The sequence below is a fragment of the Caldithrix sp. genome (assembly GCF_056497305.1).
The window spans coordinates 1-12,744 of record NZ_JBSMDE010000130.1; the positions used below are offsets into that span (position 1 = coordinate 1).

Annotated in this window: 13 protein-coding genes; 6 read left to right on the plus strand and 7 right to left on the minus strand. The window is 47.9% G+C overall.

Going from position 1 to position 12,744, the window contains the following annotated elements; translation table 11 throughout:
- A partial coding sequence (locus ACWB0I_RS10860; RefSeq protein ID WP_479388084.1) for an aldo/keto reductase occupies window positions 1-454 on the minus strand: 454 nt, incomplete at its 3' end.
- Window positions 455-528: 74 nt separating this feature from the next.
- On the opposite strand from ACWB0I_RS10860, the gene ACWB0I_RS10865 reads away from it, so the two are divergent.
- The 5 genes from ACWB0I_RS10865 (at window position 529) to ACWB0I_RS10885 (ending at window position 5,857) form a co-directional block, all read left to right on the plus strand.
- On the plus strand, window positions 529-1,437 hold the full coding sequence (locus ACWB0I_RS10865; RefSeq protein ID WP_479388085.1) for an SMP-30/gluconolactonase/LRE family protein: 909 nt from the start codon (window positions 529-531) through the stop codon (window positions 1,435-1,437).
- Window positions 1,438-1,480: 43 nt separating this feature from the next.
- Window positions 1,481-2,314, plus strand: a complete 834-nt coding sequence (locus tag ACWB0I_RS10870) for a DUF6599 family protein (RefSeq protein WP_479388086.1) — start codon at window positions 1,481-1,483, stop codon at window positions 2,312-2,314.
- 11 nt (window positions 2,315-2,325) lie between these two features.
- Window positions 2,326-3,216 carry a DUF362 domain-containing protein gene (locus tag ACWB0I_RS10875; RefSeq protein ID WP_479388087.1) on the plus strand — a complete coding sequence of 297 codons (891 nt, stop codon included), beginning with the start codon at window positions 2,326-2,328 and terminating at the stop codon, window positions 3,214-3,216.
- Between the two features lie 217 nt (window positions 3,217-3,433).
- Entirely contained in the window at window positions 3,434-4,627 is a 1,194-nt protein-coding gene (locus ACWB0I_RS10880) for a multicopper oxidase family protein (protein ID WP_479388088.1), read from the plus strand.
- A 42-nt stretch (window positions 4,628-4,669) separates the two neighbouring features.
- Complete coding sequence (locus ACWB0I_RS10885; RefSeq protein WP_479388089.1) at window positions 4,670-5,857, plus strand: hypothetical protein; 1,188 nt, start codon at window positions 4,670-4,672, stop codon at window positions 5,855-5,857.
- 199 nt (window positions 5,858-6,056) lie between these two features.
- Here ACWB0I_RS10885 and ACWB0I_RS10890 read toward each other — a convergent pair whose 3' ends face one another.
- The 3 genes from ACWB0I_RS10890 to ACWB0I_RS10900 are packed head-to-tail and all read right to left on the minus strand — an operon-like array spanning window position 6,057 to window position 8,234.
- On the minus strand, window positions 6,057-6,578 hold the full coding sequence (locus ACWB0I_RS10890) for a DUF1648 domain-containing protein (RefSeq protein WP_479388090.1): 522 nt from the start codon (window positions 6,576-6,578) through the stop codon (window positions 6,057-6,059).
- The gene (locus ACWB0I_RS10895; RefSeq protein WP_479388091.1) at window positions 6,559-7,425 is read right to left on the minus strand and encodes a hypothetical protein; all 867 of its coding nucleotides are present in this window, start codon (window positions 7,423-7,425) and stop codon (window positions 6,559-6,561) included. Before ACWB0I_RS10895 ends, ACWB0I_RS10890 begins: the two co-directional genes overlap by 20 nt.
- Before the next feature lie 11 nt (window positions 7,426-7,436).
- The gene (locus ACWB0I_RS10900) at window positions 7,437-8,234 is read right to left on the minus strand and encodes a M48 family metallopeptidase (protein WP_479388092.1); all 798 of its coding nucleotides are present in this window, start codon (window positions 8,232-8,234) and stop codon (window positions 7,437-7,439) included.
- 148 nt (window positions 8,235-8,382) lie between these two features.
- Here ACWB0I_RS10900 and ACWB0I_RS10905 point away from each other — a divergent pair, with 148 nt between their 5' ends.
- Window positions 8,383-9,402: an HDOD domain-containing protein gene (locus tag ACWB0I_RS10905; protein ID WP_479388093.1), complete on the plus strand. Its 1,020-nt coding sequence runs from the start codon at window positions 8,383-8,385 to the stop codon at window positions 9,400-9,402.
- A gap of 7 nt (window positions 9,403-9,409) precedes the next feature.
- On the opposite strand, the gene ACWB0I_RS10910 is transcribed toward ACWB0I_RS10905, so the two are convergent.
- The 3 genes from ACWB0I_RS10910 to ACWB0I_RS10920 all read right to left on the minus strand — a co-directional run bounded on the left by ACWB0I_RS10910 (window position 9,410) and on the right by ACWB0I_RS10920 (window position 12,332).
- Window positions 9,410-9,898 (minus strand): hemerythrin domain-containing protein, encoded by a 489-nt coding sequence (locus tag ACWB0I_RS10910; RefSeq protein WP_479388094.1) that lies wholly within the window; start codon window positions 9,896-9,898, stop codon window positions 9,410-9,412.
- 79 nt (window positions 9,899-9,977) lie between these two features.
- Complete coding sequence (locus tag ACWB0I_RS10915) at window positions 9,978-11,897, minus strand: S9 family peptidase (protein WP_479388095.1); 1,920 nt, start codon at window positions 11,895-11,897, stop codon at window positions 9,978-9,980.
- 15 nt (window positions 11,898-11,912) lie between these two features.
- The gene (locus tag ACWB0I_RS10920) at window positions 11,913-12,332 is read right to left on the minus strand and encodes an NUDIX hydrolase (protein WP_479388096.1); all 420 of its coding nucleotides are present in this window, start codon (window positions 12,330-12,332) and stop codon (window positions 11,913-11,915) included.
- Between the last annotated feature and the right edge of the window lie 412 nt (window positions 12,333-12,744).

Sequence of the window (12,744 nt, forward strand, 5' to 3'; positions counted from 1 at the left end):
CCCCCATGGTCTCTTCCAGCGGAGTTTCTGGATCCGGCCGATGATGATAAAAAATATCAACATAATCCAGGCCCATTCTTTTCAAACTCTGGTCCAGACTGGCCACCAGATATTTCCGCGAGCCCCAATCGCCGTAAGGCCCCGGCCACATTGGCCAACCCGCCTTGGTCGAAATAACCAGTTCGTCACGGTACGCTTTCAAATCCTGAGACAAAATACGTCCAAAATTCTCCTCTGCTGATCCAGGGGGCGGACCGTAATTGTTGGCTAAATCAAAATACGTGATTCCCAGATCAAAAGCATGATGGATCATCTTTCGTGCATTTTCAAAAACATCAACCCCACCAAAGTTGTGCCACAGGCCCAGAGAGATAACCGGTAACTTTAATCCACTCTTACCGCTTCTACGATAAATCATCGACTCGTACCGTGTTTCAGATGCCTTATAAACCATAATTTTACTCCTTCTTTTGATAATACATCCTTTTTTTTTTAACTTAAATTGAATCTAAGCAAAGAGAGAGAATAATGAAATTTTTCATCGGTTTAACCTTGCTATTTTTTCTAAGCTGTTCTTTTCAGCCCAATTTTAATATTAAATTTGAAAAAGTCGCCGACGGGCTGCAATTTCCGGAAGGTCCGGCCTGGGATGGGCACGCAAACCTCTATGTCTCCAATTGCTATGGCAACTGGTTAGCTGTAGTTTCTCATGGTAAAACAGACACCTTTGTTACAGTCGATTCCAGCCGGAACTGTTTTCGCCAGACCAACGGCCTAACTGTTCATGCTGACGGATATCTTTATGCCTGCGATTTTGGATTGGGCGCCATTGAACGCTTCGACCAAAATGGAAACTGCCAGATCATCGAAGCCGGATTTAATCGCCCCAATGATCTGGCCTTTGGCAAGAATGGCAATCTCTTTTTTACAGATCCCAAGTCCTACGACAAAAACAAGCCCGATGGCAAGATCTACCAGTATCATTTTAAGATCGGCAAAGTGATGTTAGTGGCAGACAGTCTCTGCTTCCCCAATGGCCTTGCCTTCACCCAAAATGGAGATTACGTCTATGTGGCAGAATCCGCTCAAAACCGCCTTTTAAAATTTAGAGTAGAAAAAGACGGGATGTTCACAGAGCGGGAAGTCTTTGCTGTAATGCCCGGAGGCGATCCGGACGGCGTGGCCCTGGATGTTCAGGGAAATGTCTATGTGGCCCATTTCGGTAAAGGAAGAATTGCCGTCTTTTCCCCGGAAGGAAAAGAAATAGCCTCCATCCCTGTTCCCGGTAAAAAACCATCGAACCTGGAATTTGCCGGCTCTGATTTAAAAACCCTCTACGTTACCGAAGATGAAAGCAACGCCCTTTATCGCGCCCGCGTCCCCATACCGGGCTTACCGTTAAGTTATCAACAAAAGGAAATCCATGAAAACCATTAAGTGCCTACCCCTCCTTTTGTTTCTTTTTGGCGGAGCCTTTACCATGCAAGCATCATCCGTGGATTCATCGTTTTTGGCCGGGCTTCTGCCCGACACCCTGGAAGGTTGGCGTCCCGGCACTTCCGATCAAATTTACACACCACAGAATCTGTACGAATTCATCGACGGTGGAGCCGAGCTGTACCTCTCGTACGGCTTCCAAAAACTTTATCACCGAACCTATGTACGCAAGGATTATCCGGATATTCTGGTGGATGTGTTTGACATGGGAAGCGCGGACAATGCCTTCGGGGTTTTTATGCACACGCGCGAAAAGGTGGACGCCACCTTTGGTCAGGGATCGGAATACGTGCAGGGTTTTTTGAATTTCTGGAAAGACCGTTATTACATTTCCATTTTAACCATGGCCGAAACGCCGCAGAGTAAAGCGGCGCTGTTCAAACTGGCCGCGCAAATCGATGCTCAAATCCCACAAAAAGGAGAAATCCCCGACCTGGTGCGTAAGCTGCCGCAAGAAGGTTTAAAACAGGCATCCGTTCGCTATTTCCATCATTACATCTGGCTCAACAGCTATCTTTACCTTTCCCATGACAATATCCTGAACATTTCTGAGAAAGAGCGCATCGCGCTCGCAAAGTACGACGACGGCTCAACCCTGGTAATCATTCGCTACGAGAACGACCAGAAAGCAAAAAATTCCTACCAGACGCTTGGCCAAAAATACTTCCCGCAAATGAAGAAAAATGATGTTTTCCAGGTCCGAAATATCTTCCTGACATTCGATTTGCATCCTCCCTACCTGATCATCGCAGCTAACGATCAAAGCGCAGACGGCTTGAAAAAATTGGTGCAAAAAACCATCGCTCAATTAAAATAGGAGGAAGGCGCATGTCTTCTACCATAAGCCGCCGATCTTTTTTAAAGACCGGCTTAGCCGCTGGCGCGGCGCTGTATCTGCCTTTAAGCGCGCCGCTTTTCAGTGAAAGCGGGAGCCCCAAAAAATCAACCGTCATTTTGATTCGCCGCAAAGATTTATTCTCTAAAACAGGCAAAATACAGCCCGCAGTGGTTCAGGAGATGCTGGACGAGGCCTTGTTGAAGTTAACCGGCAGAGAAAACATCCATGCCGCCTGGGCGTCTATTATTAACAAAGACGACGTGGTGGGCATTAAAAGCAATGTCTGGCGTCCTTTACCCACGCCGTTCGAGGTAGAAATCGCCATTAAAAAGCGCGTTTTGCAGGCCGGCGTAAAAGAGGGCCATCTTGCAGTTGACGACCGCCGCGTTTTGCAAAATCCGCTTTTTAAAAAAGCCACGGCGCTGATCAATGTCCGTCCCATGCGCACCCATGCCTGGTCGGGCGTTGGCAGTTTGATCAAAAACTACATCATGTTTGTCCCGCGTCCCGCAGAATATCATCCGGATTCCTGCGCCGATCTGGCGGCCATCTGGAAATTGCCGATCGTAAAAGACAAAACGCGCTTGAATGTGCTGGTTATGTTTACGCCCCTTTTCCACGGCATGGGACCGCATCATTTTAACCCTCGTTTTACCTGGCGCTACAACGGGCTGCTGGTGGGCTTTGATCCGGTGGCTGTGGATTCGGTGGGCGTACAAATCATCCAGGCCAAACGCCGACTCTATTTTGGAGAGGAGCGTCCGATCAATCCGCCGCCCAAACATATTGTTCTGGCAGAAACGCGCCACGGCCTGGGCTACGCCAATCCGCAAAAGATTGAGCTGATAACCCTTGGCTGGCAGAAAGATTTACTGCTTTGATTCATCCCCTGAATACGGGTGGGAATGGCGCACAAGAACAGAGTTAGATATCTGATCTTAAATCCGCTTTACCTGCCGGCTTGAACCAATGTTTACTGCTTGCTTTTCGCCAGCCTTTTTCGCGGTAAAGCGCATCCTGAAAAAATAGGTGTATTTTGTTAGTTTATTGTTTATATTTAAAATAGAATAAGTTTTTTAGTAAATTAAGGAGCCTTTCATGAAACGAAGAGACTTTATGCAAACATCCACCGTGCTAACGGCAGCGGTTGCTTTATTGCCGGCCCATTTGCTCAGCGCCTCGGCCATGGCGGCCAACGCACAAAAATTTCCGGCGCCGCTCAAACCAAAGATGGATGGCGACGTGAAAGAATTTCGCCTGTTTGTCGATTTCCACCAGCAGGAGATTGTGCCCGGTTTTAAGATCCACACCCTGGCCTTTAACAATCTGGTGCCGGGCCCGGAAATTCGTGTGCGCCGCGGAGACAAAGTGCGCGTAATCTTCAAAAACAAAACGGAGTTAAATCACACCATTCACTGGCATGGGATGCACGTTCCCTGGCGGATGGACGGCGTGCCGTATGTGACGCAGATGCCGGTGATGCCCGGTCAGGAATTTGTGTACGAATTTACGGCCGAGCCCCAGGGCACTCATTTTTACCACTGCCACTGGGGCACGCTGCTGCACATGCAGGCCGGAATGTACGGCAGTCTTATAATTGAAGACCCGGACGATCCCATCCGCAAACGATTCCCGTACGAACGGGAGTACACCTTGCTTTATTCGGCGCATGATGTGAACTTTTTGCGCGAAGAGCTGAACAGTATGCTGGAGCGCATGAAAGAACGCATGTATTTAATGAAGACCGGCCGTTTCAACAAAGAGCGTTTTGCCGTTTTTGATACCAAAGAGGAGTTTGAGCAGGCGGTCAAAAACGGCTACCAGCCGCCTTACGTGGTTAACCGCCGCGCGCCGGATGAACTGCCCGTGCCCAACTGGTTCACCGTCAACGGCAAATCCTACCCCATGACGCCCAACCTGTACATTAAGCAGGGCGAAAACATCCGCGTGCGCCTGATTAACGCCGGAACGGAAGAACACTATCTGCACTTGCACGGCCACGATTTCTGGCAGGTAGCCGACGACGGCCTGCCCCTGGCCCAGCCCTGGCAGCGCAATACCCTGCGCCTGAGCCCGGGCAAAACGCTGGACATTATTATCGAAGGCAAAAACCGCGGCATCTGGACCTTTCATGATCATGACACAAGACGCGTGACCAACAACGGTCTTTACCCGGGCGGCAATTTGTTGGCTCTGGTTTACGAAGATTTGCCGATTGAAGAAACAGAACTGAATATGATGGCCAAAAAGATGGGCTTGAAAAATCTGCCCATTGTGGCCCTGGATGAATAACAGGGCGCTGCTGTTTAACGATTTAAAAATCAGGAGATTAAAATGTATTTCGTAAAAAAAATATTCCTATTGGTATTTTTCGCGGGCTTTTGCACAGGCGCCTTTGCCCAGGTGAGCCCGGAAATTCAACTGGGCGCGCGCGGCGTGATGTCTTTTAATACCGACATCGCCAATGATGAGCAAGCGACCAGCGTAAACGATTTTTCCGATACCGGCCTTTTGCTGGGCTTCCGGCAAAAACTGTACAACCATTTCCGGGCGCAAATGGTCATTGGCTTGCAGTTCCCGGATGCAGACTCCGATCTGGGTCAGGTGTTCTTTCACCAGACATTTCTGAAAATCGAATCAAAAAAACACATCTTTAAAATGGGACGTTCGCGCGTGCGCAGCGCTTTAATTGAGTTCCCCACCCTGCGAGACGACGACGCCTTGCTGCTGACCGACGTACTCAATCCCTATTCTTCCGGAGAAAATACGGAAGACCACCAGTACGGCAATGTGATCGAAGTGGCCCATATCTTTGCTCAGCGCTACTGGCTGCGCTTACACGGCGAACACTTTACCAAAACGCCGCAGGCGCCGGCCGCCTCGGAAACCGATTTCAGCCTGAATGCAGTGGGCGTTTCTTTTGAATATATCGTGCCGGAGACCCAGCTATGGAATCGGCCGCGCATTCAGCAGCTGGGCATTGGTTTAAACAATTTTTTGACCGATCAGCGCGGTTATTCCAGCCAGTTTGACAAGACCTTAAAAAGTATTATCGTTTCTGGCGTTTTTAATATTAAGCCCGATCCGATCTATTTTGTGGATACGCGTTTTCAGGTGGTGTACAATTTAGGCTTTGATGATGTTAAGAGCATCGGCAATTTTTTTGATCTGGCGCGCGCCACGGCGGCAGCGCACTTCTTTTCGCTGCGCTTTTTGTACCGCAAGCTGGAACGCCCCACACTGCAGCTGGCGCTTTCCGGCGGTTTTAATGTTTTCCCGAATTTAACGCGCGAAACAAAGCAGTGGCAGATGGTGGCCAGCGCCTTTTACCGGCTGGGCGAAAATTTTGATGTGGCGCTGCAAATACAGCATTCAAAATTCAGCGGAGATTTAAAGGCTCTGTACGGAAAAAGCGAAACGCGCATCCAGTTCGGCCTGGTCTATTCGATCGATCAACGCTGGAACAAACAGTTCGACGATCGCAATTCTCTACTGAACCTGGAACACGGCTATATCCCTTAAACGAGGCCGCAAAAGGCGGCCTGAAATAAAAGGGGTAGCAAATAGTGATGGCCGATTGAAAGTTGGATCGTTAAAAAAAACGCAACACGGTTTTACCGCTTAAGCGTCACGGCGTTCAGGCCGGGGTAGAGGATGGAAGGTGTGAACCGCTGGCAAGCCGCTAAAATGTTTTTGTGAAACACGGGGGTAAGGCGTCCGGTTACGTGCGCGGCTTTTTAAAGAAAAAGAGCATCAATTCCACCGTCAGGACAAAAATGGCGGCGAGGTAAAGGCCGAGTAACAGCCAGAAAAGATTCCCCAGCCTGAACGTCTGATAATAATTCACCTCGGCGGTCAAATAGAACAGCCCCACCAGAAATAAAAGCGTGAGATTGGAAAACCACCATAAATAGCGGCTGACTTTTTTTACCGTCAGCTCTCTTTTTTCGGGCGAAAGCCAGTAATCTTTGTGCGGAATGTTAATTAATTCTTCCGGTCTTTTGGGAAGATAGTAGAGCATTAACTGGAAAAGAGCGGCCATAAAAAGAAGAACGCCGATATCGATGATGAGAAGCGTTGTTTTGGAAGCCCAGCCGGTGGCATTGCCCAGGGCATTAAAGTGGATGGCAACGCGCTCCGGCAGCCGCGGAAAGAAATAAACCTGCGTGCCAATACCGGCAAGCGTCAGCCCCCACATGGTCGTGCAAAAAAAGGCGTTTTGATTAATGCGCAAAAACTTCATCGGTCTGCCAGTTTATTTTATCTCCGGTGATGTTAATATCTACAGGCTGCTCAATATTAAAATGCAAGATGTTTTGCGGATTGGTCAGGCGCACCACGCAAACCTCCTTAATTCTTGAAATGGGCACCACGTCGTCGCCCATGCCGTTGGTTCTTTTCTGGCTGGACCAGTAAACCACCTTTGGAGTTTGCTTCTCGTCCAGGTACCAGCCCAGAAAGATAACCGAGTGGCCGCCGCCGTTTTCCCAGGAGATATTCATAAAATCGCCGGGCCGGGCCTGATTCGGTTTGATTCTGACGCCCATTTGTGTGTACTGCACCAGAGCAAAGTGGTTGCCGTAGCCGTCCGCGTTCCACTTGCCCCACAGTTTAACATGGTCTTCCCGTCTGCCGCCGTCCAGCTCCTGCATGCGGGCTGCTTCATAACGCTCTTCGGAGAGCTGCGGCGCGCGGTCTGCAAAAATCAAATTCAGCGCTTCAATAAAAGCAGCGTAGGTGGAGCCGCTGCAGTAGCTGGTGGGCCGTGGCGGATTGATCAACGATCGGCCGAACAATTTTAATTCATAGCCAATGGGCGATTCCGGCGGATCGGCTTTTAATCCGGCGAAATAGCCTCCGCCGTCCGGCGCATGGGCCTGAACCCTGTCGATGGCCTGGAGGATGAAAAAGTTGTAGCCGGAAACATATTTGCCGAATATTTGTGCGTGGCGCGTGTGGTGCGTGCCGGCGGCAAGGTCTTCTTTTTTTAGAACAAACCAGCTTCCATCGTCTTGCGTTGGGTGTAGTTGATTGGCTTTGCTGCAAAAGGTGAACAGCAAAAGCGGAAAGATCAACAATAAATGTTTCAAAACCTCTTCCTTTACTTTTTGTAATATTTAAGCGCTTCTGGCAGCAGTTTTTTCAAATTTTTGATGCGCGTTTCATCCGAAGGGTGAGTGCTTAAAAATTCCGGAGGCTTATTCCCGCCGCTCATCTGCGCCATGCGCTGCCAGAAGTTAATGGCTTCGTGGGGATCATAGCCGGCCATGGCCATAAAAATTAATCCTAAATGGTCGGCTTCGCTTTCTTGCAACCTGCTGTAGGGCAGTAAAACTCCAACTTGAGCGCCGATGCCAAAAGCCGCTAAAAACAACTGGCGCGTTTCTTCCGGTTTCTTTTCGAGCGCCTTGCTTAAAGCCAGGCCGCCCAGTTGAAAGAGCAGCCCCTGGCTCATGCGCTCATTGCCGTGTTCGGCCACGGCATGGGCGATCTCATGGCTCAAAACCACGGCCAGGCCGGTCTCATTTTGCGTAATGGGTAAGATGCCGGTGTAAACCACCACCTTGCCTCCCGGCAGACACCAGGCGTTAACCTGAGGATCTTGCACCAGATGAAATTCCCACTGATAGCCGGCCAGTCGGCTGGACATGCCTTTTTCTGCGAAGTAGTGTTCTACGGCTTTTTGAATTCTTCTGCCCACACGCTCAACCATCCGGGCCTGCGCAGTGCCGGTAATCACTTTGTGCTCTTTTAAAAACTGGTCGTACTGCTGAAAGCTCATATTTAAAATTTGTGGAGCCGGAATGAGGTTCAACTGCTTGCGTCCGGTTAGAGGAACCGTGGCGCAGGCAATTAAAATGGCCAGCAGCGGTAAGAGAATGATCGATGTGCGTCTCATTTTTACCCCATCTTTTTTATCAAATATTAATCCAGTTGAAGGAAAAAAGCAAGTTTTATGGCCTGCCTTCCATTATTATTCAAGTAAGCGTAACAAAGACCGATAAATGAATTGATACTTTAGAACATCACAAAAGGTATTTTCAACGATGATCAAAATTAAGAACAGGCGAGTACAAAATTTTCTTAAAAACAGCGAACAACTGCCCTCGCTGCCAGTGATCTCTCTAAAAATTATCCAGCTTACTGAGGACCCGGATTTCGATATTAAAGACCTGGCCAACATCATCAAAGCGGACGCGGTTTTTACGGGCAAATTACTGCGCATCGTGAATTCTTCCTATTTTGGTCTGAGACGCGAAGTAAAAAGTATTGAACAGGCCATCTCGCTGTTAGGCGTGGATTCGATCCGTAATCTGGCCATTACGTTCAGCCTGTTTGATGTCTTCCCTGCCGGTCATTCGGATATTTACCCGGAGTTATTTAAAAAGTCGCTGTGCGCCGGAATTGTTTCCAATTTTGTGTCCGAAATTGTACAGCAAGAAGAAAAAGAAGAGTTGTTTTTGGCCAGTACTCTGCAGTACCTCGGCGCCTTTTTCCTGACGTTCATGATTCCCAAAACCTACCGGGCCATTCTGGAAGAAGGCCGGCGCCGCGGGCTGCCCTTCCTGTTTATCGAAAAAGCGGAGCTGGGCATAACGCATCTGGAAATCGGTCTTTTTGTGGCCAAAAAATGGCGCTTGCCGAAAATCATTGAACAGGCCCTGCAGTACAGGATTAAGCGCGACATTTATTTTTTTAAAGAGTCTGCTCAGGAAATTATTTCAAAACTGGAAATCGTTCGCATTGGCAGTCTTGCCGCGGAAATATTTTTTGGATACCACCGCTCCCTTTCCATGGCCCTCTTCCGGCAAAACCTTCAACATATTTCCGGAGAGATTACCCGTGAAGTCGCCCAGGACTTACTTTCCTCGGTTCCGAATTTAATGAAAAACATGTACGACCAGTACGGCCTGGATTTTACCGGCGATATGAGTTACGATGATATTGTCCGCCAGGCGGAGCAGGAGCTGATTCAACTAAGTTACCGCAATGTTCGCACCTATTTCGAAATGCAAAGAATGAAAAACCAACTCCAGGAGCTGGAGGAAAAAAGACCGACGGACTAAGGCTTTTTCATTGTTTCTTTTCCCAGAATTTGGGATTCCAGGTGGTGCAGCCCGGCACATGCGCCTCCCTTAAAGCCTGCTCAATCTTTTTTAGACTTTGTTTGAAAAAGGACCCTTCGATGGCCGGAAACAACTCGCGCTCTTCAAAACGCACATGGCTGATTACCATATCTGCCAGTTCGTTTAGCAGGCGCCTAATTTCATCTTCATCGCTTAAGTGATTTAATTTCTTTACCAGGTCAGCCATGGTTTGATGTTCTTGAAGAACCTGCGTTCTGAGATGTTCGGGGACGTTCGACCATTCCTGGCGCGTCATGATGATTTTTTCTTCACGTTGAAAATGGGGAAAGAGGTCGTTTTGCCAGATGAAATTAGCAAATTCAAGTAGAATGCGCGTTTCGGTACGGTTTGCAATTCCTTTTTGCAGGCGATTGGCGTTTAACAACGCATTATGGTGTTCCCACGACAGGGGCACAAGATATTTGCTGCGTTTCATGGTTTTGCTCCTGAGTATTTAAAACAGGCCCTGCTCACTTCCCGTGAACAGGGCCTGAGTACAGCAAGGCGCTATGAACTTATTGCTTTTCCATCATGCGGCCGCCCAGATGTTCGGCCAAAAATTTTTCCATGGCGCGGTAAAAATCGAACCGGTTTTCTTCATTGCGAAAACCATGGCCTTCATTGTCTTTGACCATATATTCTACTTCGATGCCCCTTTTGCGCAGAGCTTCCACCATTTGATCTGATTCCGCCTTGTTGACGCGCGGATCGTTGGCGCCCTGAGCGATAAACAGCGGCGCTTTTATTTTATCGGCATGGAAGACCGGCGAAGCCTCGGCCAGCAGCAAACTGTCGCGCTGCGGATGGCCGACCATTTCATGAAACATGTCCAGGTAGGGCTTCCAGTAAGGCGGAATGGTGTTCAAAAAGGTGAACAGGTTGGAAACGCCGACGTAATCGATACCGCAGGCGTAAAGATCGGGCGTAAAGGCCAGCCCGGCCAGAGTGGCGTAGCCGCCATAGGAGCCGCCGTAAATGGCAATTCGTTCGGGATCGGCAATGCCCTGTTTAATCAGCCACTGCACGCCGTCGGTGATGTCATCCTGCATCTTTTTGCCCCACTGCTTAAAGCTCATTTGCCAGAATTTTTTACCATACCCGGTAGAACCGCGAAAGTTGATCTGTAAAACCGCATAACCACGATTGGCTAAAAACTGAACTTCAGGATTGAATCCCCAGGAATCGCGATGCCAGGGACCGCCATGGGGATTCACCACCACCGGTAAATTTTTGGGCTCCAGCCCTTTGGGCAAAGTCAAATAGCCATGAATCGTTAAGCCATCTCTCGACTTAAACGTAATGGGCTGCATTTCAGCCATGTATTCTTCTTTCAACCAGGGACTGACATCCGTCAATTTCGTCAGCTTCTTGGCGGCTAAATCGTACAAATAATAAGAGCCTCGCGTTTTGTCGCTGTACGTTCGAACCAGGCATTTGTCTTCGTTTTTGTTAAAATCAACAACTAACACTTCGTAATCAGGAAGTAAGCTTTCCAATTCTCTCTGTAACTGACGTCTTTGATCATCAAAAAACACATATCGCTGGCGATCCGTAATGTACGAAGCGCCGGTGACCACTTTACGCTTTTTTGAAAGCATCACCCCGGCCACATCGACTTCAGGGTGTTGATAAATCACCTGCGTTTCTTTGGCCCGTTCCAGATCAAATTTGACCAGAGCCTCTTTGTCGCGTCCAATGTTCGACTTGGCGTAAATAATTTTAGGATCATCAAAACTGAAAAAGAGTGGCTGCATGGTCTCTTTAAAGGAAGTGGTCAGAATGACCTTAAACGGACTCTTTTCGTCCTTACGATAAAGTAAACTGGTATTCACCCCATCGGTTGTGGTGGCCAGACGGATATTCCCATCCCAGTCCGTAATCCATCGAGAAATATTACCCGGATTTTGAGCGATCATCTCCATTTCACCGGTATTGATGTTAATTCGGTAAGCGTCAAAAACACGGGGATCGCGTTTGTTCATCTGGATAATCATGTGTTCCGGATCGTCTTCCAGGTCGTCAATAATTCCCACACGTACTTTTTCGAAAGGCGTTAAGACCGCAGGATTACTGCCGTCGATATTTACGGCGTACAATTTAAAGTTTTCGTCTCCGGCCTTGTCCTGAACATAGATGATTCGTTGATCATTGGCCCAGGCGAAACCGGCAATATCGCGGTTTTCTGCGCTGGTAATGCGCGTAGCCTGCTCTTCGCCGATCTTTTGCACAAAGACATTTAAGCGGCTTTTCCAGGGCTGCAAAAAGGCAATGTGTTCTCCATCCGGAGAGAGTTTAAAGCTGGTTTTGGTTGGATTTTTGAAAAAATCCTCCATGGGAATGAGCGGAGGCTGCTGTTCTTTTTTCCCGCTCTGACAAAAAACCAGGAAATTAAGAGAAAGAGCCAACATGAGGGTCATGAAAATGAGTTTGCGCATTGCGTTCTCCTTATTTTAATAAAATTTAAGTTTCTCTTTTAATAGTTTTTGCGTGTAAGGATTGACGTCGATTTTTTTTATCATCTCTGAATCAAACCAGCCAACTTCCGAGGCATCGTCGCCCGCGGTGGCATGGCCTTCGAGATAATCGGCCAAAAAATCTAAAATGACGTAGTGAAAACGTATTTGCTGGTTTGGGTTGCGCTCGATGACTTCAAAGGTGTAAATCAATTCACGCACCTCTGCTTTAATGCCGGTTTCTTCCAGAAGTTCACGCTGGCAGGCTTCCTTTAGTGTTTCGCCCAGCTTTAGCCGGCCGCCGGGGATGGCCCATTGGTCTTCTGCCGGCGGATTTTTTCTTTTAACGAGCAGTACTTTGCCGTCCTTAATAACAACGGCGCCCACGCCTATTTGCGGATAACTTTGTTCGGTCATTTTTTTATTTCTGTGAATTCATTACGCCTAATTTAATGTTTTACTATCTCTGTTTCAAAATATTACTTATTTATTACGCAAAAAAACAAAAAAAGTTAAAAAAATGAAGGAAGATTAAACAAAATGTTACCTTACAGTACTTCTTATCGTAATTTTTGAACCGTGATTAATGGGATTGAATGATTTTCATGATTTAATTCGTTCGGGGGAAGTTCTTTCTCAATTTTAAGGGAAAATTTTGAAGGCAGAAAAATAATCATGGCCATCCACAAATCGGGCCAATCGCGGTTCAGAATACTCCGCCATGCCGCCTAAAAATTAAAAGATGGCCTCTGCCTTCCCCTGTTGTTGGAAAATAGATTTGAATCACAATCCAGTTTTCAACTTTTAGTAATTTTAGTCGAACCCGTAA